This is a genomic window from Embleya sp. NPDC050493 (assembly GCF_044458105.1).
GTDB lineage: Bacteria > Actinomycetota > Actinomycetes > Streptomycetales > Streptomycetaceae > Embleya.
This window is the reverse complement of record NZ_JBITHP010000001.1, coordinates 612,003-636,352: the sequence shown is the minus strand read 5'-3', so window position 1 is coordinate 636,352 and position 24,350 is coordinate 612,003. Positions and strand designations below refer to the sequence as shown.

Sequence of the window (24,350 nt, the reverse complement as noted above, 5' to 3'; positions counted from 1 at the left end):
TTCGGGCGTATAGCGTGAGGCGCGTACGCAACCGGGAACCGGTCGTGGGGAATCGCTCGTCGGCGCTACGAGAGCGCCGTCGGGCGTTGTGCCGTTCCCGGACCGGGGCGGATCCGATGTTGTAGCGTGCCGAGCGCGGCGGGGACCCAGGTGGTGGGCGCCCGCACCGCCGGTGGGCGGAAAAGCGGGGAAGGGAGCCACACAGTGGTCGAGTTCAGGAAGGGACAGAAGTCGAAGCTGTCCGACCTGACCGCGGGGACCGATCTGTATGTCGGGGTACAGCTGGAAAGCCCCGGGCTGACGTTCGACATCGCGTGCTTCGGGTTGGACGCGGGAGAGCGGCTGTCCGACGATCGGTACTTCATCTTCTTCAACCAGCCCAAGTCGCCCGAGGAATCGATCCAGCTCCTCGGTGCCCAGGCCGGTGACACCGAGTCCTTCCGGGTGACCCTCGACCGAGTCCCGCCGAACGTCAACAAGCTCGCGTTCACCGCGACCGTGGACGGCGACGGCGTGATGTCCCAGGTCGCCTCCGGCTACCTGCGGATCGTCGCGGGCGGCCAGGAGGTCGCGCGCTACTCGTTCACCGGGCGCGAGTTCAGCACCGAGCGTGCCGTGATGATCGCGGACATCTACAAGAAGGACGTCTGGCGCTTCTCCGCCGTCGGACAGGGCTTCGACGGCGGGCTGCGCGCGCTCCTGGAGAACTTCGGCGGCGAGGTCGCCGAGGACGAGCCGGACGAGGCGCCCAAGCCCAACCCGGTGCCCTCCGGCGCCGCCCCGGGCTTCGCTCCGCCCGGCGCCGGCGGCATGCCGCCGCAGCAGCCCGCGCCCTCGTTCGGCCCGCCCGGAGGCGGCCCGCCGCCTGCCCCGACCCCGAACTTCGGCCCGCCGCCCGGCGCGCCCCAGCCGGTCGGCGCGATGCCGGCGCACGGCGGCCCGCCGCCCGGCCCGCCCCAGTACAACCAGCCCGGCACACCGCCGCACGGCGCCCCCGGCGGGTATCCGCCGCCGCCCGGCCCGCCGCAGTACAACCAGCCCCAGGGCACGCCGCCGCACGGCGCGCCGGGAGGCTACCCGCCGCCGCCCGGCCCGCCCGGTCCCGGCGGCTTCCCGCACCAGACGCCGCACCAGGGCCACATGGCGCCGCCCGCTCCGCCCGGCGGCTACCCGCCTCCGTCCGGCCCCGGGGGCTACCCGCCGCCCGGCCCGCCCGGACCCGGCGGCTACCCGGGAGCGGGTCAGCCCGGCCAGATGCAGCCCACGCTGCAGATGCCGGTGCCCGGCGGCCCGCCCGGCCCGCCCGCACCGCCGCCCGGCATGCAGGGAGTGGGCGTCGCCTCGTCCGAGCCCGCCTTCCAGTACGGCATCGAGCAGTACCGCGAGGTGGCCGCCGGCGGTCGCTGGACCCAGCAGAACGCCAAGATGGTCCGCGTCGACGTCTCCGGCGGCAAGGTGATCGCCCGCCAGGGCGTGATGGTGGCCTACCAGGGTGACGTGAAGTTCAAGTTCCAGGGGCAGAGCCTGCGCAGCCGCTACGACAACCGGCAGACCGGCCAGTCGCTCGAACTGATGCGCTGTGAGGGCAACGGCGAGGTGTTCTTCGCCGAGGACGCCGCCCACCTGCACCTGGTCGAGCTCCAGGGCAACAAGCTGTTCGTCAACGTGGCCAACGTGCTCGCCTTCGACGAGGGCCTGACCATCGAGCCGGCCCGGGTCGAGGGCGTGGGCATCCCCGGCGGTGCGCTGTTCGCGCAGACCTTCAGCGGCCAGGGCACGGTGGTGGTCAAGACCCAGGGCATCCCGCTGGTGCTCCCGGTCCAGGGGCCCACCTTCGCGGACAGCAACGCGATCGTGGCGTGGACCGACATGGACGTCTCGACCACGACCCAGATGCGGCTGCGCCGGACCGCCTTCCCCGGGCACAGCGGCGAGACGGTCAACCTGCAGTTCCGCTGCCCGCCCGGCAGCAACAACTTCATCGTCGTCCAGCCCTACGAGGTGTGAGGGGAACATGGATCAGCAACTGATCGCCGCGTACGGGCAGACCGCCCCTCAGGCTCGGATGAGCGCACACGGCAACAAGATCTGTCGGGTCAACATCCAGCCCGGCGCACCCGGCGTGTTGGCCAAGCAGGGCGCGATGATCGCCTACGAGGGCTACATCCGGTTCGCCGGTCACGGCCAGGGCGCGCAGCGCCGGGTGACCGGCGGCATCACCGGCGAACGCATGCATCTGATGAGCTGCACCGGCCAGGGCGACGTGTACTTCGCCGACTACGGCGCGGACGTGGCCATCATGCAGCTCAACCCGGGCGAGGGGCTGTCGGTCAACGCGAGCAACATCCTCGCGTTCGACGAGAACCTGGAACACCGGATCAAGATGGTGAGCGGGGTCACCGCGAAGTTCAGCGGCAACGGCCTGTTCAACATGGAGCTGTCCGGCCAGGGCTGGGTCGCGATCACCACGCGCGGAACTCCCGTCGTGCTCAACCCGTCCGAGCGCGAGACCTACGTCGACCCGGACGCGCTGGTGGCCTGGAGCACCAGCCTCAAGGTCGGCACCAAGCGCTCGATGCGGCTCGGCGGCATCGTCGGGCGCGGTTCCGGCGAGGCGATGCAGGTGTCCTTCAAGGGCAACGGCTTCGTCGTCGTGCAGCCGGCCGAGGACGCCACCGACCGTTTCCACGTGCGCGGCTGACCGCGAGCGAAGGAGGAATACCGTGCAAAGCTCGCTTTTCGGTCACGCACCCATGCAGACGCCCGAGCGGTTCAGTCTGCAGAACGCGCACATGCTCAAGGTGCAGCTCGGCAACGGACTGCCGGACCACTGCCTGGCCCGGGTCGGCTCGATGGTCGCCTACCAGGGCGCGATCGACTTCGACGGGAACATGCGCAGCGGCGCCGAGCAGCAGGCCGCCGCGGCGACCGGCGAACAGCTCAACCTGATGCGCGCCCACGGCACGGGCACCATGTGGCTGGCCAACATGGCCCAGTCGATCCACGTGCTCGACCTCGACTTCGAGGGCCTGACCGTGGACGGGCAGTACGTCCTGGCCCTGGACAGCACGCTCAGCTGGAACGTGGTCGCGATCGAGAGTGCGCAGTCGGTCGCCGGTGCCGGTTCCTACAACCTGGACATCAGCGGCAACGGCAAGATCGCGCTGATGACCTCCGGCAAGCCGCTGATCATGCGGGTCACCCACGGCGCCGAGGTGTTCGCGGACGCCGACGCGGTGATCGCGTGGAGCACCCGGCTGTCGATCAGCATGCAGGCGCAGACCAACTCGGCGCGGATCTACCGCCGTCGCCGGGGCACCGGCGAGGGCTGGAACATGGCCTTCATGGGCGAGGGCTACGTCGTGGTCCAGCCCAGCGAGATGTTGCCGCCCGTCGAGTTCATCTCGGCCGGCGGTTACCTGGCCAACCGGGGCCTGGGACAGGACGGCGGCGTCCGGGGCAACACCTGGGGCCAGTAGGCGGCAGCCGTACATCGCACGAGGGGCGCCCGACCGGAGATCGGTCGGGCGCCCCTCGCGGTGTCGCGTCGTGGCCTCGCGGCGCTCAGAGCACCTCGCGGGCCCGGGCCACCAGCGCCCGGACCGAGTCGTCCGTCTCGGTGGGCAGCGCATCGAACGCGAACCACTGCAGATCCAGCGACTCCTCGCTGATCAGCTCGGTCGAGCCGGGCGGGGCCAGCGCGACGTACTGCACGTCCAGGTGCACCGCGCACGGCGTGTGATGCCGGTCCAGACCGACCGGCGCGCCGCCCGCGAGCAGGGTCAGGCCGGTGATCCCGGACTCCTCGCGCGCCTCGCGCAGCGCCGCCTCGGCCACCGTGCGGTCCACCGGCTCGCAGTGCCCGCCGGTCTGCAACCACTTGCGGACCTTCGCGTGCAGGGTCAGCAGCACCTGCCCCCGGGCCGGGTCCACGATCACCGCGCTCGCCGTCACGTGGGCGTCCGGGCAGGCCTTGAGCATGCCGTCCTCGTGTGCGGCCAGGTGCGTCAGGTAGGCCCGACGCAGCCGGTCCGCCCGGTCGTCGGGCGCGTCCCACTTCGACAACACGTCGACCGCGTCGAGCCGCAGGCTCACGCGTCGGACCCCTTCCCGCCGTCCTTGCCCTCCGACTCGTCGCCGCGGCCGGACTCGCCGGCGGGCGCGTCGCCGGTGGACTCGTCGGCACCGGGCTTGTCGAGGCTCGGCTTGGCACCGCTCGGCTTGTCGTCGGTCGACTCCAGCCGGTCCAGGTCCGCATCCAGCTCGGCGTCCAGGCCGGACAGGTCCAGCTCGGCGTGGTGCACGAAGCCGTCCGGGTCGTCCAGGTCGTCGGCGGTCGGCAGCATGTCGGGGTGCTGCCACACCGCGTCCCGGCCGTCCACACCGCGCGCGTCCGCGAGCGAGGCCCACAGGCGCGCCGCGTCGCGCAGCCGGCGCGGGCGCAGCTCCAGCCCGACCAGCGTGGCGAACGTCTGCTCGGCCGGGCCGCCGGTCGCCCGTCGCCGGCGCAGCGTCTCGCGCAGCGCACCCGCCGAGGGCAGCCGAGGCTCGGCGGCGCTGTGCACGACCGCGTCCACCCAGCCCTCCACGAGCGCCAGCGCCGTCTCCAGGCGGGACAGCGCGGTCTTTTGCTCCGGGGTCTCCTCGGGCTCGAACAGACCCTGCGAGAAGGCCTCCTGGAGCGCCTCGGGGTTGCTCGGGTCGATCCGCCCCGCGGCCTCCTCCAGCCGGCTCATGTCCACCTTGATGCCCCGCGCGTACGCCTCGACCGCGCCGAACAGGTGCTGCCGCAACCACGGCACGTGCGCGAACAACCGCTGGTGCGCCGCCTCGCGCAGGGCCAGGTACAGCCGGACCTCGTCCTGCGGCAGCGACAGCCCCTCGCCGAACGCGGTCAGGTTGGCCGGCAGCAGCGCGGCCTTGCCCGCGGGCCCGATCGGCAGCCCGACGTCGGTCGAACCGACCACCTCGCCGGCCAGCGCGCCCAGCGCCTGCCCGACCTGGGCGCCGAACATCGCGCCGCCCATGCCGCGCATCATGCCGAGCAGCGGCCCGGCCATGCTCTGCATCTCCTCGGGCATCATCTCGCCCATGGCCGCGACCACCCGGGTCGCCAGCGGCTCGACCAGCGCGCGCCACTGCGGCAGCGTCGCCTCGATCCACTCGGAGCGACTCCACGCCGCGGTGGTGCTCACCCCGGAGGGCAGCGAGGTGGCCTCGTCCAGCCACAGTTCGGCCAGCCGCACGGCCTCCTCGACGCCCGCGCGCTCGACCGCGCCGATCGACGCGTCGCCCTGCTGGGCCACCGTCTGCCGGGCGATGTCCCGGGCCAGATCCCAGTTGACCGGGCCGCCCTCGTACGAGAGCAGCTTGCCCAGCTGCTGGAACGCGGCGCCCAGGTCGGCCTGGTTCATCTGCCCGAACAGCGCGCCGAACGGATTGTTGGGGTCACCGCCGGCCGCGCCGAAGCCGAACGGGTCGTTGGGGTTCGAGCCGCCGGAACCGCCGCCGGGACGATCGGGGTCGTCGTCGCCCGAGGGCTTGCCGAAGCCGAAGGGGAAGTCAGCCATGGTTGGGCCCCTCTACGTTGTCCACGTGTGCGGCGCCCTCGGGCCCGACCACTCGATGCTGACTCACGGTTACCTCGTCTCGCTCGGCCTGTCCGCCGTTCCGGCCGGAGGCAACGCCGCAGGAGCGCCGATTCGCGCCTGGCGTGAAGATCACAACAACACCTCCGGCAGGATGGATCGCGGACACTGACAGGAAAGGCAAGCAGTCGCGCGTACCTTTCTTGACGAACCGCTCGTACCAAACTAACCACGGGAGACCGCCAGTGAGTTCCCAGCCCCCACGCGTTCGCTCTGGGCGGAGCGGGCGGGAGAGCACGAGCGATGGCACCGGGACCGATGCCTCGGAGACCGCTCCGGAGCCCAACGCCTCGGCCTCGGCCCACCCCTCGGACAAGAGTGTGCCCCGGGTGCGCCCGGTCGTCGCGGTCACCGGCGCCGCGGCCGGGCTGGGACATCGCGTCGCCTCGCTTCTGGCCGCGAACGACCAGGTCAAACGTCTGATCGCGATCGACGAGCGGCGCGGCGAGATTCCCGGCGCCCAGTGGCGGATCATGGACGTCCGCGACCCCGCCCTGGCCGGTCGGCTGGAGGGTGTGGACGTGGTGGTGCACCTCGCGCTCGACATGTCGCTCGACTCCGAACCCCGCGCCCGCGGCGCACGCAACGTGCGCGGCACGCAGACCGTGCTGACCGCGGCCGCCGCGGCCCGGGTGCCCCGGGTCGTGTTGTGCACCTCGGCGATGGTCTACGGAGCGTTGCCGGACAACGCCGTACCGCTCGCCGAGGACGCGCCCCTGCGGGCGACGGCGGACGCCTCGCTGGTCGGCGACCTGCTGGAGATCGAGGAATTGGCCGAGCGCACCCCGCGCGCCCACCCGCACGTCAAGGTCACCGTGGTCCGCCCGGCGACCCTGGTCGGTGGGCCCGAGGCGGACAGCGTGATGACCCGGCACTTCGAGGCGCCGCGCCTGCTGGTGGTCTCCGGCGGGCAGCCCCGCTGGCAGTTCTGCCACCTGGACGACCTCGCCTCCGCGCTCGAGTTCGCCGCGCTGGGCCGGGTCGAGGGTGTGGTCACCGTCGGCTCCGAGGGCTGGCTGGAGCAGGAGGAGATCGAGGAGCTGTCCGGGATGCGCCGGATGGAGCTGCCCGCGTCGCTGGCGCTGGGTACCGCCGAGCGGCTGCACCGACTGGGCATCACCCCCGCCCCGGCGGGCGACCTGGCGTACACGATGCACGGCTGGGTGGTCTCCTCCGAGCGGCTGCGCGCGGCGGGCTGGCGCCCGGTGTGGACCAACGAGGCGGCCTTCGCGGTGCTCCTGGAGGACGTCGACGGACGGCATGCGCTGGTGGCCCGCCGACTGGGCCGCAAGGACGCCACCACGCTCGGTGCGGCGGGTGCGACCGTGGCCCTGGTGGGCACGGCCGCGATCGTGCGCAAGGTCCGGCGCCGGCGGCGCGGCTTCTGACGGGCCGCCCGGCGGGCACCGTCCGCCGGCGGCAGGCACCGGCGGACCCGTACGGCACCGGCGGCGCGCGGAACCGCGGCGCACGGCGTCCGTGGACCCGGCGTGCCCGCGGATCCGCGCGCACTCGCGGACGCACGCGCCTTGCCGGACCCGCGGGTGAAAACGGGACCGGGATGGTCGGTGTCGATCCGTCGCGCGCGATACTGCCCGTTATGGACGTCATCCGCATCGCCGAGATCCGCGACACGCCGTTGTCCGTCGAGGAGGTTTTCGCCGCCGTCGGCGACCCGTCCGCGGGCGGCACGGACCTGTTCGTGGGCACGGTCCGTAACGCCGACAGCGGGCGCACGGTCACCGCGCTGGAGTATTCCGCCCACCCCTCGGCCCAGGCCGAGCTGTATCGGGTGATGGAGAAGATCGCGGCCGATCTGCCCGTGCGCGCGATGGCGGCGGTGCACCGGATCGGCCGGCTGGAGATCGGCGACCTCGCGGTCGTGGTCGCGGTCTCGTGTCCGCACCGCGCGGAGGCGTTCACCGCGTGCCGGCGGCTGATCGACGAGCTCAAGCACGAGGTGCCGATCTGGAAGCTCCAGCACTTCGTGGACGGCGACTCGGACTGGGTCGGCGCCTGCTGAGACCCCGCGAGTCCCGTCCGTCACCTGGGTCACACCCGGCTCGGAGCAGCAGAAATGCACCATCATCACCACATACATATTATTTAAGCCATCAGCCTCTCCCTCCTGTGGACGGAGTACGTCATGGCGTCTGTCGCATGGTGGTGGGCCATCCCGGGAGTTGCACTCGTGATCGCGGTGATCTGGGCCGCGTGGGTTCGCCGGTCGTTTCGCACGCCGAGCATGCACGACTCGATGTCCGAATTCGCGGAATGGAACGCGGTCCTGGACCGGGTCCGCGCGGCGACCCCGGTCCGGCCCGAACCCACCCCCGGCGGCACCGCCGAGAAGGCTCCGGAACCGGGCTTCGAAAGCCCGTGACGGCCCGGGCCGCACCGGGAAATCCCGGGTGCCGTAGGGTCGGGCGCATGTCGCGCCGCACCGCCACACTGGTCGTCTCGGGGCTGTTGCTGCTGGCCCTGGCCTGCGCCGTCCTGTTCGCGCCGGTGCCCTACGCCGAGCTGAGCCCCGGGCCCACGTACAACACGCTCGGCGACGAAGGCGGCAAGCCGGTCATCGAGATCTCCGGCCACGAGACGTATCCCACGAGCGGTCACCTGAACATGACCACCGTGTCGGTGACCAACAAGTCCTACGACATGCCGCTGCTCGACGCGCTCGCCGGCTGGGTCAAGGGCGACGCGGACGTCGTGCTCAAGAAGTCGTTGTACCCCGACGACAAGTCCGCGGCCGAGGTGGAGCGGGAGAACGCCGAGGAGTTCAGCTCGTCGCAGGAGCACGCCAAGGTGGCGGCGTTCGCGGCACTCGGCATCCCGATCGAGAAGCAGGTGATCGTGGCCACGGTGGCCAAGGACGCGCCCGCGCTCGGCAAGCTGCACGCCGGCGACATCATCCTGGCCGTGGACGGCACGCCCATCGGCAAGCCCCAGGACGTCGCCGCGGCGATCACCAGGCACCAGGCCGGCGAGAGCGTCACGCTCACCGTCGACCCCGCGGACGCGCGCGGCACCCGGCGCGACGTACAGGTGGTCACCGGGAAGGCCGAGGACGACGGCCGGGCCCTGGTCGGCATCGCGCCGGGCATCCTGCCCAAGTTCCCGTTCAAGGTGGAGATCCACCTGGAGGACGTCGGCGGTCCCAGCGCGGGGATGATGTTCGCGCTCGGCATCGTGGACAAGCTCAGCCCCGGCGACCTGACCGGCGGCAAGTTCGTGGCCGGCACCGGCACCATCGACGACGAGGGCAAGGTCGGCGCGATCGGCGGCATCCAGATGAAGACCATCGGGGCCCGCCGCCAGGGCGCCAAGTACTTCCTCACGCCCAAGGCCAACTGCGCCTCCGCCGCGCAGACCAAGCCGGGCGGGCTGACCCTGGTCCAGGTGGAGACGCTGGACGACGCGCTCAAGGCGCTGGAGACGATCCGCACCGGCCAGGGCACTTTGACGGAATGTCATGCGTGACCGGTGCGGACCCGCTCGGGAAAGACGACTAGGCCGTGTCCGGCGGATCTTGGTGGGGCCGCGCCGCCTGGCACCGCGTCTCGCCGCACCGGAGAAACAGCCGAATAGAACCACTATGCGGCTGCTTCTCCGGCACGCCGAGCCACGGCACCAGACGACGCGACCTCATCCACCAAGATCCACCGGACACGGCCTAGTCCTCGTCACCCTCGCCGAACGTGGCCAGCAGCGCCTCGGCCAGCCCCGGCACCAGATCCGCGCCGGAGAGCACCTCGGAGTCGTCGTCCTTGTCCCGCAGCCGCACGGCCGACTCGCGCGAACCGTCGCGCAGCACGCCCACGGCGAGGCGGACCTCCTGGCGCTGCGGGTGCGACGCGACCCAGTCGTGGATCTCGCGATCACTGCCCACCGCGGGCATGGTCGCCTCGGCGGACGGCGGCAACATCAGCCGCTCGACCACCAGCGCGCAGCCGAGCACGGCCTCGGGCCAGGCGATACTCGCCAGGAATTCGTCGATCGCGACGTTCTCGGGGACTTCCTCCTGCTCGATCGGAGTGAGGGTGTCGATGGGCGCGTCGCGGTCGGCGGACAAGCCGAGCTGCGCCGCGAGGTCGGGTTCGGTACGGGCCAATTCCGCGGTGTCCACGAGCGCGTAGAGGCGGGCCTGCTGGTCCCAGCCGTACGCCGCCACGTGGCGTTCGATCTCGACGAGGGCCTGGGTGAGTGCAACGGTCATGACCCCATCTTCCCGTCTTCGCCCCACGGCGGATCACGAGCCTGTATCGGCCGTGTCGGTGGGGAACCACGTCCTGTCTCGGTAAGTTGACCCATCGAGCGCCGACCGGGCGCGTCCAGGTAATGATCGAGGTGCGCACCCTTGGTTTTTCAGATGCCCGAACGAGGCGGCTCAGGTGGCCGTCGGATCAGAATGGGAGCTCCGTCCCGCAGGTCCAGAACCCTGCTCCTGACGCTGGCCATCCTCGTGGTGATCGTTGTCGCGTGGGTGCTGTTCGCGAATTTCTGGACGGATTGGCTCTGGTACAAGTCGGTCGGCTACGGAAACGTATTCACGACCAAGTTGTGGACGCGCATCGGGTTGTTCCTGGTGTTCGGTCTGCTCATGGCCGTGGCCGTCGGCGCGAACGTGTATGTCGCCTATCGGCTGCGACCCGCGTTCCGGGGGATGTCGCTGGAGCAGCAGAGTCTCGACCGCTACCGGTCGGCCATCACCCCCTTCCGCACGTGGTTGCTGATCGGCCTCTCGGTCGTCATCGGCATCATCGCCGGCACCTCGGCGTCGGGGCAGTGGAAGACGTGGCTGCAGTTCGTGAACGGCGTCTCGTTCGGAACCAAGGACCCGCAGTTCCACAAGGACGTGTCGTTCTACGCGTTCGACCTGCCGTTCTATCGATTCCTGATCAATTTCGCGTTCGTCGCGGTCGTCGTCGGCCTCGTCCTCGCGGTGATCACGCACTACCTCTACGGCGGGCTTCGGGTCCAGAGTCCGGGGTCGCGGGCGACACCGGCCGCTCAGGCGCATCTTTCGCTGCTGCTCGGCCTTTTCGTGTTGTTCAAGGCCGTCGCGTACTGGCTGGACCGCTATTCGCTGGCGGTCTCGTCCGGTGATTTCAAGCAGGCGTCGCAATTCACCGGCCTGCGCTACACCGACGCGCACGCGGTATTGCCGGCCAAGACGATCCTGTTCATCGTCGCGCTGATCTGCGCGACGCTGTTCTTCGTCAACGTCTTCCGCCGCACCTGGGCACTGCCGATCATCGGCTTCGGCCTGATGGTGTTGTCCGCGGTGCTCATCGGCGGGCTCTACCCGGCGATCGTCGAGCGCTTCCAGGTCAAGCCGAACCAGCAGGCCAAGGAAGCCAAGTACATCGAACGCAACATCGCGGCGACGCGGGACGCGTACGGCATCGACGACGTCAAGCCCGAGGCGTACGCGGGCAACGTCGACGCCCGGCCGGAACTCAAGGACGAGGCGTCCGCCACGGCCAGCATTCGGCTGCTCGACCCGAACATCGTCTCCCCGACGTTCAACGTGCTCCAGCAACTGCGGCAGTACTACGGCTTCCCGGCCACTCTCGACGTCGATCGCTACATGATCGGCGGCAAGATGCAGGACACCGTCATCGCGCTGCGCGAGTTGAACCCGAAGGGCAACCAGAGCCACAACTGGGTCAACGACCACACCAAGTACACCCACGGTTACGGTGTGGTCGCGGCCGAGGGCACCGCTCGGGACCCCGAGGGCAAGCCGGTCTTCATCGAGAAGGACATCCGGACCGACACCCAGGAGAAGACGAGCCCGAGTCCGCTCGGCCCGTACGAACCGCGGATCTACTTCGGCGAGCAGACGACCGAGTACTCGATCGTCGGGGCCCCGAAGAAGGCCGCGGCGACCGAGGTGGACTATCCGCTCGACAACAGCCCGACGGGTCAGCAGACCTATACGTATCAGGGCAAGGGCGGCGTTCCGATCGGCGGCACGTTCAACAAGCTGCTGTACGCGACGAAGTTCCAGGAGGGTAACATCCTGCTCTCCGACTCGATCAACAAGGATTCCCGGATCCTGTACAACCGCACGCCCAAGGAGCGGGTCGAGGCGGTCGCCCCATGGCTGACCATCGACGGTGACCCGTATCCGGCCGTGATAAACGGCAAGGTGCAGTGGATCGTGGACGCGTACACGACCAGCAACGGTTATCCGTACGCGACCCGCACCACGCTCGGGGACGCCACCGCCGACTCGCTCAACGCCGAGGACCGGGCCCGCGGCGCGGTCGGCAACACGGGCAACGTCAACTACATCCGCAACTCGGTGAAGGCGACGGTCGACGCCTACGACGGCTCGGTCAAGCTCTACCAGTGGGACGAGAAGGACCCGGTCCTCAAGACCTGGATGAAGGCCTTCCCGAACACGGTCAAGAAGAAGACCACGATCCCGCCGACCCTGATGGAGCACCTGCGCTACCCGCAGGACCTGTTCAAGGTGCAGCGCGATCTGCTGACCCGGTACCACGTGACCGACCCGCGGACGTTCTTCAACGGCTCGGACTTCTGGAAGGTCCCGAAGGACCCGACGGGCACCGGGGTCGGCGGAGCCGACCAGCCGCCGTACTACCTGTCCATGAAGCTGCCGCCGGCTCCCGGCGACGCCCAGGCGCAGCAGGCGAAGGATCAGTCGTTCCAGTTGACGACCACCTTCGTGCCACGAGAACGGCAGAACCTCGCGGCGTTCATGGCGGTCAACTCGGAACCGGGACCGGACTACGGCAAGGTCAGACTGCTCACGCTGCCATCGGCGACGGCGATCAACGGGCCGGACCTGATGCAGAGTCAGTTCAAGTCCGACTCGTCCGTGATCGGGCTGCTGAACGTCTTCCAGATCGGCAACTCGAAGGTCGTCTTCGGCAACCTGCTGAGTCTTCCGGTCGGCGGCGGCATCCTCTACGTCGAACCGGTGTACCTCCAGGCCAATGCGGCCGGGTCGTATCCGGTGCTGCAGAAGGTGCTGGTGTCGTTCGGTGGCAAGATCGCGCTGCAGAACACGCTGCCGGAGGCATTGGCGGCGGTGTTCAACGGCGAGACGACACCGGCTCCGCCACCGACGGGGACCACACCCCCGAACACGGGCAACACCACGCCACCGCCCACCACGGGTGGGACCGGCACCCCGCCGGCCCAGAACCCGACGGTCAAGCAGGCGCTGGACGAGGCCAACCAGGCCCTCAAGGACGCCGACGCGGCGCTGAAGGCCGGTGACTTCGCCAAGTACGGCGAGGCACAGAAGCGCCTTCAGGCGGCCGTGGACCGGGCCCTGGCGGCCGAGGCGGCGGCGAAGAACCCGGCGGGCACTCCGTCGACGCCACCGGCCAACGGGACGCCACCGGCCAACGGGACGCCACCGGCCAACGGGACGCCGCCCGCGACCGGGTCGGCGACCGGGGCGCCCAAGCCGTGATCGACGGCGCGTGATGTAGGCGACGGGCCCGTTTCCCCTTCGGGAGGCGGGCCCGTCGCGTTATCGATTTGGTGTGCGGCCTCGGGTCACGTAAGCTCAAGGCACAACGCATCGCGGGGTGGAGCAGTTCGGTAGCTCGCTGGGCTCATAACCCAGAGGTCGCAGGTTCAAATCCTGTCCCCGCTACTCGGTAACACGTGAGAGGCCCGGTTCTTCGGAACCGGGCCTCTTGCGTATTGCCATGTCTTCGCTTCGCGTGGTTCTGCCTCGTGGTGTCGTCTCTCGCCCCGGTCGGTGTGGTCGCCCCGGAGGTCGTGCGGCTCGGGGCGTGACCCGACTCGGTGAGTCGGGTGGTGGCGCACGAGCTGAGGGCGCGGCGGACCGCGGCGGACTAGAGCGCGATCTGGCGGCGGCGCTTGGCGCGCAGCGGAGCCATCAGGGTCACGCGCGCCAGCCGGTGGGTGCCGCGCGATTCGTTGCGCGGGGCCACGCTCTGGATGATGGCGGCCGATTCGAGGCTGTTCGCCGTCTCCTGCGTGGAGGCACGGCCGATGAGGGCGAGGTGCCTCTCCAGGCGCTCGCCCACGCCGCTTCGACCGACGTCCATCGGTGGAACCGGGACTCGGCGCGGCATGCTCGGATGGTCCATTCCTGATATGACCACGACGCAGACCGTACCCCATCGGGGGCACGCCGTGACGGCTTCCGGCCCCATGTCGAGACCCGATCGTGTCCCCGATTGGCCGGGAACTCCGTTGTGGCGCAAACGAACTGCCGGGCAAGCAGGGGTAATTGCGGTCAAAGGTGGATCGGTTCGGGATCGGGGCCGAGTCGAGGAGGTTCACTCCATGGTCTGAATTCGGCCGCCCTCCCGAGTGGTACGCGCGTCGGACGCACGGCCGCGGACCCGGCGCGGCCGTCCGGGGCGGGAGTCGAGGGGATTTGCCTGCCCCCGGGACGCTGCCGTACAGTTGTGTCTACCGACGCGGGGTGGAGCAGCTCGGTAGCTCGCTGGGCTCATAACCCAGAGGTCGCAGGTTCAAATCCTGTCCCCGCTACCACATCGAAGGGCCCGGTCTTACGACCGGGCCCTTCGTGCGTGCCCTGACAGGGTGCGTATCGCGACAATTCGGCCGGAGTCGGGTGGTCGTTGCCGAATCGCGACTGCATGGATGTGGCCCGAGATGCCACGATGGACTCATGGGGGCGTGGAAGGGACATCGCGGACGGCGGGGGGACGACCCACCGCCGGAGGCCGACGTCTTCGAAGCGGTACCGGAAGGCCCCGACACGGTGGTCCTGGACCGCGGTCGGGCCGCCGCCGCCACGGCTCCCGCGCATCCCGACGACTATGCGGTCCTGGTCCCGTTCCGGCCGCGTCGGCGCAGCCCGAGCGGGAGCGTCGAGGGACACGAGGCGCTGGATCGGCACGAGGCGGCCGAACTCGAACGACGCTATCGCGAGCGGGCCGGCCGCAGCCCGTCGGCGGCGAACAGCCTCGCGCTGATGTTGCTGGAGCGCGGCGAACAGGACGAGGCCGCCGAGCTGTTGCGGCGGGCCGCCGAGGCGGGACACCGGGGCGCGGCGACCAACCTCGGTGTATTGATGCACCGTCAGGGGCGGGACGACGCCGCGTCGTTGTGGTGGCATCGTGCGGCGGAGGCGGGCAGTCGGATCGCCGCGTTCTCGCTCGGCGCGCTGCTGCTGGATCAGGCCGACGCGGCGCGTGCTGGTGCCGGCGCGAGCATGGGCGCCTACCACGACCTGTCCGGTCAGGGCGTCTATTGGCTGCGCAACGCGGCCGAGTCGGGGCATGTGCGGGCCGCGCTCACGCTGGGCGAGTTCTTCGAGTTGACCGGGCGCCCCGGCGCCGAGCGGTGGTATCGCCGGGCAGCCGAGGCGGGGCACCCCGAGGCGGCCTATCGGCTGGGCCGGATGGGACAGGAGCGGGACGACGAACGTGCCGCGTCGACGTGGTTCCTGCGCGCGGCCTCGTGCGGCCACGTGCGGGCCGCGGTACGGCTCGCGACCTCGCTGGAGCGGGCGGGGGACACCGCCGAGGCGATCGGGTGGTACCGGCTCGCGGCCGAGGAGGGCGACGCCGAGGGCGCCCGTGCGCTCGGGTTCCTGTTGCAGGACGCGGGTGATGTCGAGGGCGCGGCGCGGTGGTGGCAGGTCGCGGCGGAGGCCGGTGACGGGACGGCGGCCAATGCGCTCGGGGCGTGGTTCGCCGCCTGCGGGCGATCGAGCGAGGCGGCCCGGTGGTACGAGCGGGCCGCGGCGGCCGGCGAGTGCAACGGGGCCTTCAACCTAGGCCTGTTGCACGCCGAGCACGAGGACGCGTCGGGCGCCGAGCGCTGGTTCCGGATGGCCGCCTACGCGGGTCACGGGGACGCGGCCAACGCGCTGGCAGGGCTGCTTCTGGAGCGCGGGGACGACGAGGAGGCGCGGATATGGTTCGCGCGGGCCGCCGAGGCGGGCAGCGTGGACGGCTCGTACAACCTGGGCATCCTGCACGCGCGGGGCGGTCTGGACGACGCCGCCGAGACGTGCTGGCGGCGCGCCGCGGAGGCCGGGCACGCGGACGCGGCATTGCAGATGGGGCTGTTGCTGGAGCGCCGGGGGGATGCCGAGGGGGCGGCGCGCGCCTACGAGACGGCGGCGCGAGCGGATCGGCCGACGGCGGCATTTCGGCTCGGCGCGATGCTTGCCGACGCGGGGGCGGCCGAGCAGGCGGAGCGCTGGTACGCGGTGGCCGCGGACGCGGGGCATGTGACGGCGGCACTGCGGTGCGGGGTGTTGTGCGCGCGGCGTGGTGAGGACAAGTCGGCGGCGCGGCGGTTCAAGGTCGCGGCCGAGGCGGGCAGCGTGTCCGGGGCGTGGAACCTGGCGCTGCTGCATCTGCGGCACGAGGATCCGGACGGCGCGGAGCCGTGGTTGACGGTGGCCGCGCGCGGTGGGCACGGGCGGGCGGCTCTGCGGCTCGTGGTGCTGGCGTTGCGGCGCGGGGATCTGGCCGATGCGGAACATTGGTGTGGGCCGGCGGTCGCGCATGGTCCTGCGGAGGTCGCGGCCAAGGCGCAACGGTTGCTGGACGCGTTCCGGGCGGAATCGCTGGCGAGTTGAGTCTGGGCCCGGTCCACATGGTCCTCGGGCGGACGGGCCGACGGCGGGTGACCTTGGCTGGTTGTCCTCAAACGCCGGACGGGCTGGATTTGGTGCGGTCGGTGTGGTGGTTGCGGTGGGTGGTGTGTCGGCTGGGGTGTCCTCAAGCGCCGGACGGGCTGAACGTGCCGTGGCCGGCCGGCCTGGTGGGTTGGTTGCGGTCGTGCTTGGGCTGCGCTGGGGTGTCCTCAAACGCCGGACGGGCTGATTTTGGTGCGGTCGCTGCGGTGGTTGCCGTGAGTGGTGTGTTGGCAGGGTGTCCTCAAGCGCCGGACGGGCTGAACTCGGGCTGGTGGCAGGTGTGATGTTGCGCCGGAGTGTCCTTGGGCGTCGGACGCGCTGACTTGGTTGCGGTCGTGCCTGGGCTGCGTTGGGGTGTCCTCAAGCGCCGGACGGGCTGATTTTGGTGCGGTCGGTGTGGTGGTTGCGGTGAGTGGTGTGTTGGCTGGGGTGTCCTCAAGCGTCGGACGGGCTGAACTGGGGCTGGTGGCAGGTGTGATGTTGCGCCGGGGTGTCCTCAAGCGCCGGGCGGGCTGGGGTGTTTCAGGCGTCGGGTGGGTCGAGTCTGCTGTGGGTGGGCCGGGTTTGTTGGTGGGTGTGGGGGGTTTGGGTGGGGGTCGTTAGGGTTTGCGGGATGGAGGTGGCGGGATGGGGCTGTTGCGGAGGGGGCGAGGGGTCGGGGGCGGGGCCGTTGTCGTGGGTGATTGGCCCGGTGACGACGGGTCGCGGGAGCAGGCGGGGCGGTTGGTGGCGTACCTGCGCGGCGTCGTGCAGGCCGGGGACGGTGACTCGGACGCGGTCGCGGCGCGGGTGATCGGGTTGCCCGCGGCCACGCTGGTGCGGATGGATCGGGCCGCTCGGCCGCAGGCGGCGGGCGCGCCGGGTGGTCCGGGGGCGGCCAGGGTGCTGTTGCGTACCCGCCGGCACCCGTTGGTCGCCGCGGTGACGAGCCTGGACGCCAACGGCGGACTGCGCGAGGAGGCGGTGGTTCGGCTGGCGGCCGAACCCGGGCCGCTGGCCTCGGTCTTCCTGGCCCTGCGGACCGACGACTGGGTGGACTCGGTGCGCGAGCGGGCGCTGGCCGCGCTGCGCTGGCACGACGAGCCGGACGAGGTGCGGGCGGCGGTGCCCGTGCTCGACGCGTTGCGCGGGCGGAGCCGGTCCAAGGGTGCGTTGGATGCCTACCGGGAGGTGCTGCTCGCGAAGCCGCGTCAGCAGGCCCGAGGCCGCGCGGCGGTCACCGAGACGCAGCCGAGCGTGCGTCGCCTGGGCATGGAACTGCTGGACGAGGACGCGCTGTTGGCGATGGCGCTGCGCGACTCGGACCATGCCTGCCGGACCGCCGCCGGACATGCCCTGCTGGCCCGACTGCGCGGCCGGGACCGGCAGCACGTCGCGTTGCGGCTGCTGCGGGTGCCCGATCCGCGGGTGCGCGAGCGGGCGGTCGAGGTGTTGCCGGCCGGGATCGAACCGGCCGTTCTCGCGGGCGCGTTGGCGGATCGTTCGGCCAAGGTGCGGGACGCCGCACGGCGCCGACTGCAGGCCGGCGGCACCGATCCGGCCGCCGCCTACCGGGCCTTCCTGCGCACCCGGCCCTCGCCGGGCATGCTGCTCGGGCTCGCCGAATGCGGCGAGGACGCGGATCTGGACATCCTGCACGCGCACCTGGACGCGGAGCGGTCCGCGCTGCGCAGGGCGGCCCGCGCGGGCGCGGTGCACCTGGTCCGGCGGACCACGCCCTCGTAACGGACCGGGCGCGGGTTCAGCCCCCCGCGCAGTCCGGGCAGATGCCGCGGAAGGTGACCTCGACTCCGGAGATGTCGAAGCCGAAGCGCTCCGCCTCGGCGAGGCCGGCGATCGGGTCGCAGTCCGGATGTACGTCGCGGATCGTCCCGCACACGCGGCACACCAGATGCTGGTGCGCGGTGCGGGCGTTGGGGTCGTACCGCTTGGCCCGCCCGTCGGTGCCCACCTCCAGCACCTCGCCGAGTGTGACGAGTTCCCTCAGCGTGTTGTAGACGGTCGCCCGGCTGATCTCCGGCAGGCGCAGGCCCGCACGTGCGTGTACCTCGTCGGCGGTCAGGTGCACGTGGTCGCCGTTCAGGACCTCGGCGACGACGCGACGCTGCGCGGTCAGGCGCCATCCCCGCTCACGCAGTCGTTCCAGAAGGTCGCTCATGTACACGACGATACACGTCCCTGGATTGGAACTGGTCTAAATATTGTTCTGGACAAAGTCCAAACTTGGCTCTAGGTTGAGTGCCGGACCTCAGCACGGGCAACGCCAGGGGAGACGCAGACCATGTCGCAGCAGCCGAACACGTTGACCACCGAATCCGGCGCACCGGTGGCCGACAACCAGAACAGCCAGACCGCGGGCCCCGGCGGGCCGTTGTTGCTCCAGGACCAGTACCTGATCGAGAAGTTGGCCCGGTTCAACCGGGAGCGCATCCCGGAGCGCGTGGTGCACGCCCGCGGCTCGGGAGCGTTCGGCTACTTCGAGGTCACCGCGGACGTGTCCCGGTTCACCAGGGCGCACTTCCTCGCCGAACCGGGCCGGCGTACCGAGGTGTTCACCCGCTTCTCCACCGTCGCCGGCAACCTCGGCTCGGCGGACGCGGTGCGCGATCCGCGCGGTTTCGCGGTGAAGTTCTACACCGAGGAGGGCAACTACGACCTCGTCGGCAACAACACCCCGGTGTTCTTCATCAAGGACCCGCTGAAGTTCCCGGACTTCATCCACACCCAGAAGCGCGACCCGTACACCGGCAGCCAGGAGGCGGACAACGTCTGGGACTTCTGGTCGCACTCGCCCGAGGCCATCCACCAGGTCACCTGGCTGTTCGGCGACCGCGGCATCCCGGCGTCGTACCGGCACATGGACGGCTTCTCCTCGCACACCTACCAGTGGGTCAACGCCCAGGGCGAGGCGTTCTGGGTCAAGTACCACTTCAAGACCGACCAGGGCATCCGGAACCTGACCGCCGAGGCCGCCGCCGCTCTTGCCGGCGCCGACGCCGACTCGCATCAGCGCGACCTGCTCACCGCGATCGACGCGGGCTCCGCGCCGTCGTGGACGCTCAAGGTGCAGATCATGCCGGTCGCGGAGGCCGCGACCTATCGGTTCAACCCGTTCGACCTGACCAAGGTGTGGCCGCACGCCGACTACCCGCTGATCGAGGTCGGTCGGCTGGTGCTCGACCGCAACCCGGAGAACGTGTTCGCCGACGTCGAGCAGGCCGCGTTCAACCCGGCCAACTTCGTGCCCGGCATCGGCCCCAGCCCGGACAAGATGCTCCAGGGGCGGCTGTTCGCCTACGCCGACGCGCACCGTTACCGGGTCGGCGTCAACCACACCCAACTCCCGGTCAACGCGCCGCACGCCACCGTCGCCCGCAATCACGGGCGGGACGGCCACATGGCGACCAACCCGGGCGGTCGGGCCAAGAACTACGAGCCGAACAGCTTCGGCGGCCCGTACGAGAGCGGCGTGCCGCTGTGGGCGTCGACCGCGGTGACCGGCCTCACCGGAACGCACGATGCCCCCGCGCACGCTCAGGACGACGACTACGTGCAGGCCGGCGACCTGTACCGGCTGATGGCGGCGGACGAGCAGGCCCGACTGGTGGCCAACATCTCCGGCTTCCTGGCGCAGGTCTCCCGCGACGACATCATCGACCGCGTCGTGGGCCACTTCCGGGCCGCCGATCAGGACTACGGCGACCGGATCGCAGCCGCCGTGAAGGACCTGCGCGGCTGACCCCCCGAGAACCGCCGCCCGGTACCTGAGCCACGCATCGGTACCGGGCGGCGCTCACCCTGTCCGGCATCCGGTGTCGCGGACGCGGTCAGCCGACCAACTCCTCGGCGCGTTGTGCCTCGCGGATCTGGCAGCGCACGATGTCCCGGACCGAGATGATGCCGAGCACGTCGCCGCCGTCGAGCACGATCAGGTGGCGGAAGCCGCCGCGCGTCATGGCCGCCGCGGCGTCCGCCAGCGTCCAGGACGGGGTCGCGAAGACCACGTTCGAGGTGAGGTGGTCGCCGGCGTACTCGGTGTCGGGATTCTGGCCCGCACCGATCGACATCAGGATGTCCCGCTCGGTGAGAATGCCCAGGCCGGACGTGTCCGGGTCGATCACCACCGCCGCGCCGATCTGGCGGGCGGACATCAGGCGCGCCGCGGCGCGAAGTGTGTGGGCCGGGCCGATGGTCAGAACGATCGTGCTCATGCCGTCGCGGACGAGCATGTGACACCACCTCCGTCGGGGCGTGGATGTCAGGGCGGGGGGTGCGCTCGGGAAAGATTTCACAAGTTCACAAGCCCTGTTTTCACATGGTCACATGCCCGGGAAGGTCAAGGGAAGGTATAGCGGGCAACTCACTCGAAGGGAGTAGTCAAGCGGGGGTCGGACAGTTCTTCCGAATCCGTGGAAATCCGCCGAAACTCACCGAAGAACGCCGGGCGTTCGCCAAACCCGTCAACCCTTCAGCCCTGCTCGTGCGGATCGCCGAGCCGGTCCAGCAACTCGTCGTGCAGGAGGCCGTTGGACGCGGCCGCGGTGCCGCCGGCCGGGCCGGGGGTGCCGCCGAGCGAGGTGAACCGCCCGCCCGCCTCCTCGACGATCACCGACAGCGGCGCGAGGTCCCACAGGTTGACCTCGGGCTCCGCGCAGATGTCCACCGCGCCCTCCGCGACCAGCATGTACGACCAGAAGTCGCCGTAGGCGCGGGTGCGCCAGCAGGCGCGGGTCAGGTCGAGGAAGTCGTCCATCCGGCCGCGTTCCTCCCAGCCGCCCATGCTGGAGTACGCGAACGAGGCGTCCTCGATCGCGCCCACCTTCGACACCCGGCAGCGCGAGGCCTGGGACAGGCTGCGGCCGGTCCACGCGCCGGCGCCCTTGGCGGCCCACCAGCGACGGCCCAGGGCGGGCGCGGAGACCACGCCCATGACCGACTCGTCGCCGTCCATCAGCGCGATCAGCGTCGCCCACACCGGGACGCCGCGGACGAAGTTCTTGGTGCCGTCGATCGGGTCGATCACCCAGCGCCGGGGCCCGTGGCCGGTCGAGCCGAACTCCTCGCCCAGCACCGCGTCACGGGGGCGACCGCGTCCGAGCTGGTGCCGGATGATCTCCTCGGCGGCCTTGTCCGCGTCGCTGACCGGAGTCATGTCCGGCTTCGTCTCGACCTGGAGGTCGAGCGCCTTGAAGCGGTCCATGGTGGTCGCGTCGGCGGCGTCCGCGAGGACGTGGGCGAAGCGCAGATCGTCGTCATAGCCGGGCATGACACGAACAGTACTGGCGCCTCGGACGCGTTTGCGCACGCCCCGCGCGCACGGACACACTTACGCGCCGTCGCCGCGGCCTCGTACGCTCGTTATGCAGACAAGGAAGCGCGAGCAGCGACAGTCGACAACCGTTCATCGGTCGTACGCGTGTTACGGGTACGAGTCGATGGCGGAGGGGGTGCGGGACCGCGATGGCACTGTTCGGGGTCGGGCGCAGGACAACACACGGCAAAGAGGCCGTACCGGGACCCGGTCTCGTCCAACCGCGTCGAAGTCTGGACGGTTGGACGCTGGAGGGCACACCGCTCGCGGACCGATTGGAGCGCGAGGAACTGCGCGAACTGGGCACCCTGCTGCACGGCGTCGGTGCCGAGATGCGTACCGCGTGGACCTACGAACGCGCCGCCGACCTGCTGGAGCGGGCCGGCGAGCGACCCCAGGCGCTTGCCGTCGTGGAGGCGTGGTTCGCCCTGCCCGAGGAGGTGCGCCGGGCCAGCCCGGCCGCGACCCGCTCGCTGGGTCGACGCCGGCAGCGGCTGCGCAGCCGACTGGGCACCCCGGCCGGATCGGCGGCGGCCATCCCGCAGGCCAGGACCGGCGTGTCGATCCCGCCCGAGCCGAGCGCGCCGCCCGCGACTCCGGGCGAGAGCGGGACCGCGTCCCGGCGTACGCCGGCCAAGGGAGCGCCGGCCGAGGGAACGTCGCGGACGGAGCAGGCTACCCGCTGGTAATCGATGGCCCCGCGGGGGTTCCGGTCGGCGCGCCGAGGGCGTAGGACAGCGGGTACACGGCTACCGCCGACCGCACGTCACACGTCTCTCGCGAGGAGAACGCCCGTGTCGACGCACGATTTGTACGCGCTGCCCGCCGACATGACCGTCTGGGAGGTCCCCGCGTCGGGGGCGGCCCGGTTCAACTGGGAGTACGACGAGGGCCGGGACCGGCTCCTCGCCCTGTACGCCAAGGGCAAGGACAAGCAGTGGGACGCCGCCCGGCGGATCGAATGGGACCTGCCGGTGGACCCGACGAACCCGCTGGGCATGCCCGAGGAACTGCACACGCTGTACGGCACGCGCAGTTGGAACATGATGTCGCAGCGCGAGCGCGACGAACTGGGCCGGCACGCCATCGCCTGGCAGTTCAGCCAGTTCCTGCACGGCGAACAGGGCGCCCTGATCTGTAGCGCGCGGATCGCGGAGTCGGTGCCGGACCTGGACGCGAAGTTCTACGCGGCCACCCAGGTGATGGACGAGGCCCGGCACGCCGAGGTGTACGCGCGTTTCCTCAAGGACAAGGTCGGCCTGTACTACCCGATCAACCCGAGCCTGAAGTCGCTGCTCGACGACACGCTGTCGGATGCCCGCTGGGACATGCCCTACCTGGGCATGCAGGTGCTGATCGAGGGGCTGGCCCTGGCCGCCTTCGGGATGTTGCGCGACCTGACCACGGTCGCGTTGCCCAAGCAGATCCTGGCCTACGTGATGCAGGACGAGGCCCGGCACGTGGCCTTCGGGCGGATGGCGCTGCGCGACTATTACCGCGAGCTGACCGATGCCGAACGCGGCGAGCGCGAGGAGTTCGTGGTCGAGGGTTGCTATCTGATGCGCGACCGGCTGCGCGACGAGGAGGTGTGGGAGAACTTCCAAATCGACAAGGTCGAGGCGCGCGAGGCCACCGAGAACTCCGAATACCTGCGCGAGTTCCGCCGGTTGTTGTTCAGCCGGATCGTCCCGTGCATCAAGGACATCGGGCTGTGGGGACCGAAGGTGCGCGCCACCTTCGCCGAGATGGGCGTGCTGGACATGGGCGATTCGAACGTCGAGCACATGATGCGCGACGACGAGGACCAGGCCGAGGCGCTGGACCGGGACCGGCGCATCCGGGCGGAGGAACGGGCCCGGGCCGCCGAGGTCACCGACATGGTGGAGTTGGGCTCGGACGGATGAAAGCGGCCCGGCGGCGCGCGGACGCGGTGTCCGTGATCCGGCACGGGAGGGCCGCCCGCGCGGGAACGGGCTAGATTTTTCGGCATGACCGATCTTGTACGCAGTCGTCCGCCCGCTTTCGTCTTCGACCTCGACGGAACCCTCGTCGACAGCGTCTACCACCACGTCATGTCGTGGCAGGAGGCGCTCAGCGACGCCGGCATCGACCTGGCGATGTGGCGGATCCACCGCAAGGTCGGGATGAGCGGCGGGTTGTTCGTCAAGGGCATCCAGCGCGAGACGGGCATCGACCTCACGCCCGAGCAGGTGGAGGCGCTCACCGACGCGCACGGGCGCAACTACGCCGCCCGGGTGCCGTTCGTGGAACCGCTGCCCGGGGCCCCGGAGCTGCTGCGCCACCTCACCCGGGTGGGCATCCCGTGGACCATCGCCACCAGTGGGCGGCGGGCCGGCGCCGAGCCGATGTTGGCCAAGCTCGGCGCGCCCGCCGACCTGGCGATGGTCACCCGCGACGAGGTCGCCCGGGCCAAGCCGGATCCCGACCTGTTCCTGGCCGGCGCGGCCAAGCTCGGGGTCGACCCGGCGCAGTGCGTGGTGGTCGGGGACAGCATCTGGGACCTGCTGGCCGCCCGCCGGGCGGGCTCGCTGGGCGTGGGACTGCTCTCCGGCGGCTACGGTGCGGACGAACTCGAACGCGCGCACGCCTTCCGGGTCTACGACGAGCCGGGCGACCTGCTGGCGCACATCGACGAACTGGGCGTACGCGGCGACTGAGATCGCGCATGCATCCGGGTGATCCTGCTCGGCAAGCCGTCCCGGGCGGCGTCGAAAGTCCTACCCTTGAG

Annotated in this window: 21 protein-coding genes and 2 tRNA genes; 16 read left to right on the top strand and 7 right to left on the bottom strand. The window is 70.8% G+C overall.

What is annotated here, in order from left to right; genetic code table 11:
• Positions 1 to 204 precede the first annotated feature (204 nt).
• Genes ACIBM5_RS02590 through ACIBM5_RS02580 form a run of 3 tightly spaced genes read left to right on the top strand, consistent with a single transcriptional unit; the run spans position 205 to position 3,479 of the window.
• Complete coding sequence (locus ACIBM5_RS02590) at positions 205 to 2,007, top strand: TerD family protein (protein WP_391585190.1); 1,803 nt, start codon at positions 205 to 207, stop codon at positions 2,005 to 2,007.
• Positions 2,008 to 2,014: 7 nt separating this feature from the next.
• The gene (locus tag ACIBM5_RS02585) at positions 2,015 to 2,701 is read left to right on the top strand and encodes an AIM24 family protein (protein WP_396004992.1); all 687 of its coding nucleotides are present in this window, start codon (positions 2,015 to 2,017) and stop codon (positions 2,699 to 2,701) included.
• Positions 2,702 to 2,723: 22 nt separating this feature from the next.
• Positions 2,724 to 3,479 (top strand): AIM24 family protein, encoded by a 756-nt coding sequence (locus ACIBM5_RS02580; protein ID WP_396004991.1) that lies wholly within the window; start codon positions 2,724 to 2,726, stop codon positions 3,477 to 3,479.
• 85 nt (positions 3,480 to 3,564) lie between these two features.
• Here ACIBM5_RS02580 and ACIBM5_RS02575 read toward each other — a convergent pair whose 3' ends face one another.
• Positions 3,565 to 4,095, bottom strand: coding sequence for an NUDIX hydrolase (locus ACIBM5_RS02575; protein ID WP_396004989.1), 531 nt, complete (start codon positions 4,093 to 4,095; stop codon positions 3,565 to 3,567).
• On the bottom strand, positions 4,092 to 5,570 hold the full coding sequence (locus tag ACIBM5_RS02570; RefSeq protein WP_391585186.1) for a zinc-dependent metalloprotease: 1,479 nt from the start codon (positions 5,568 to 5,570) through the stop codon (positions 4,092 to 4,094). Before ACIBM5_RS02570 ends, ACIBM5_RS02575 begins: the two co-directional genes overlap by 4 nt.
• 398 nt (positions 5,571 to 5,968) lie before the next feature.
• Between ACIBM5_RS02570 and ACIBM5_RS02565 the strand changes: the two genes are divergently transcribed.
• From ACIBM5_RS02565 to ACIBM5_RS02550, 4 genes are all read left to right on the top strand, one after another.
• Positions 5,969 to 7,036 carry an NAD-dependent epimerase/dehydratase family protein gene (locus ACIBM5_RS02565; RefSeq protein WP_391585185.1) on the top strand — a complete coding sequence of 356 codons (1,068 nt, stop codon included), beginning with the start codon at positions 5,969 to 5,971 and terminating at the stop codon, positions 7,034 to 7,036.
• A 212-nt stretch (positions 7,037 to 7,248) separates the two neighbouring features.
• Entirely contained in the window at positions 7,249 to 7,671 is a 423-nt protein-coding gene (locus tag ACIBM5_RS02560; protein WP_391585184.1) for a molybdenum cofactor biosynthesis protein MoaE, read from the top strand.
• Positions 7,672 to 7,794: 123 nt separating this feature from the next.
• Positions 7,795 to 8,031 (top strand): hypothetical protein, encoded by a 237-nt coding sequence (locus ACIBM5_RS02555; protein WP_391585183.1) that lies wholly within the window; start codon positions 7,795 to 7,797, stop codon positions 8,029 to 8,031.
• A 47-nt stretch (positions 8,032 to 8,078) separates the two neighbouring features.
• Positions 8,079 to 9,131, top strand: a complete 1,053-nt coding sequence (locus ACIBM5_RS02550; RefSeq protein WP_396004988.1) for a PDZ domain-containing protein — start codon at positions 8,079 to 8,081, stop codon at positions 9,129 to 9,131.
• 193 nt (positions 9,132 to 9,324) lie between these two features.
• Here ACIBM5_RS02550 and ACIBM5_RS02545 read toward each other — a convergent pair whose 3' ends face one another.
• Positions 9,325 to 9,867 (bottom strand): PPA1309 family protein, encoded by a 543-nt coding sequence (locus ACIBM5_RS02545; protein ID WP_391585181.1) that lies wholly within the window; start codon positions 9,865 to 9,867, stop codon positions 9,325 to 9,327.
• Between the two features lie 153 nt (positions 9,868 to 10,020).
• Here ACIBM5_RS02545 and ACIBM5_RS02540 point away from each other — a divergent pair, with 153 nt between their 5' ends.
• Both ACIBM5_RS02540 and ACIBM5_RS02535 read left to right on the top strand, forming a co-directional pair.
• On the top strand, positions 10,021 to 13,104 hold the full coding sequence (locus ACIBM5_RS02540) for a UPF0182 family protein (protein WP_396005112.1): 3,084 nt from the start codon (positions 10,021 to 10,023) through the stop codon (positions 13,102 to 13,104).
• A 112-nt stretch (positions 13,105 to 13,216) separates the two neighbouring features.
• Positions 13,217 to 13,290 (top strand) — tRNA-Met (locus ACIBM5_RS02535).
• A 205-nt stretch (positions 13,291 to 13,495) separates the two neighbouring features.
• On the opposite strand, the gene ACIBM5_RS02530 is transcribed toward ACIBM5_RS02535, so the two are convergent.
• Entirely contained in the window at positions 13,496 to 13,768 is a 273-nt protein-coding gene (locus ACIBM5_RS02530; RefSeq protein ID WP_391585179.1) for a hypothetical protein, read from the bottom strand.
• Positions 13,769 to 14,088: 320 nt separating this feature from the next.
• Here ACIBM5_RS02530 and ACIBM5_RS02525 point away from each other — a divergent pair.
• The 3 genes from ACIBM5_RS02525 (at position 14,089) to ACIBM5_RS02515 (ending at position 18,015) form a co-directional block, all read left to right on the top strand.
• Positions 14,089 to 14,165, top strand: a tRNA-Met gene (locus tag ACIBM5_RS02525).
• Positions 14,166 to 14,304: 139 nt separating this feature from the next.
• Positions 14,305 to 16,230 carry a sel1 repeat family protein gene (locus tag ACIBM5_RS02520; protein ID WP_396004987.1) on the top strand — a complete coding sequence of 642 codons (1,926 nt, stop codon included), beginning with the start codon at positions 14,305 to 14,307 and terminating at the stop codon, positions 16,228 to 16,230.
• A gap of 735 nt (positions 16,231 to 16,965) precedes the next feature.
• Complete coding sequence (locus ACIBM5_RS02515) at positions 16,966 to 18,015, top strand: hypothetical protein (RefSeq protein ID WP_396004986.1); 1,050 nt, start codon at positions 16,966 to 16,968, stop codon at positions 18,013 to 18,015.
• A gap of 16 nt (positions 18,016 to 18,031) precedes the next feature.
• Here the strand turns inward: ACIBM5_RS02515 and ACIBM5_RS02510 are convergent, their stop codons facing one another.
• A complete protein-coding gene (locus ACIBM5_RS02510) occupies positions 18,032 to 18,448 on the bottom strand; it encodes a Fur family transcriptional regulator (protein WP_396004985.1) in 417 nt (138 codons plus the stop codon).
• A gap of 123 nt (positions 18,449 to 18,571) precedes the next feature.
• On the opposite strand from ACIBM5_RS02510, the gene ACIBM5_RS02505 reads away from it, so the two are divergent.
• Positions 18,572 to 20,029 (top strand): catalase, encoded by a 1,458-nt coding sequence (locus ACIBM5_RS02505; protein ID WP_396004983.1) that lies wholly within the window; start codon positions 18,572 to 18,574, stop codon positions 20,027 to 20,029.
• An 88-nt stretch (positions 20,030 to 20,117) separates the two neighbouring features.
• Here ACIBM5_RS02505 and ACIBM5_RS02500 read toward each other — a convergent pair whose 3' ends face one another.
• Positions 20,118 to 20,519: a cyclic nucleotide-binding/CBS domain-containing protein gene (locus tag ACIBM5_RS02500; protein ID WP_391585174.1), complete on the bottom strand. Its 402-nt coding sequence runs from the start codon at positions 20,517 to 20,519 to the stop codon at positions 20,118 to 20,120.
• Between the two features lie 239 nt (positions 20,520 to 20,758).
• Positions 20,759 to 21,556, bottom strand: coding sequence for a histidinol-phosphatase (gene hisN / locus ACIBM5_RS02495; RefSeq protein ID WP_391585173.1), 798 nt, complete (start codon positions 21,554 to 21,556; stop codon positions 20,759 to 20,761).
• Positions 21,557 to 21,750: 194 nt separating this feature from the next.
• On the opposite strand from hisN, the gene ACIBM5_RS02490 reads away from it, so the two are divergent.
• From ACIBM5_RS02490 to ACIBM5_RS02480, 3 genes are all read left to right on the top strand, one after another.
• Positions 21,751 to 22,290: a hypothetical protein gene (locus ACIBM5_RS02490; RefSeq protein ID WP_396004982.1), complete on the top strand. Its 540-nt coding sequence runs from the start codon at positions 21,751 to 21,753 to the stop codon at positions 22,288 to 22,290.
• 105 nt (positions 22,291 to 22,395) lie between these two features.
• Positions 22,396 to 23,505, top strand: a complete 1,110-nt coding sequence (locus ACIBM5_RS02485; RefSeq protein WP_396004981.1) for a ferritin-like domain-containing protein — start codon at positions 22,396 to 22,398, stop codon at positions 23,503 to 23,505.
• Between the two features lie 84 nt (positions 23,506 to 23,589).
• Entirely contained in the window at positions 23,590 to 24,279 is a 690-nt protein-coding gene (locus ACIBM5_RS02480) for an HAD family hydrolase (RefSeq protein WP_396004980.1), read from the top strand.
• The last annotated feature ends 71 nt before the right edge of the window (positions 24,280 to 24,350 follow it).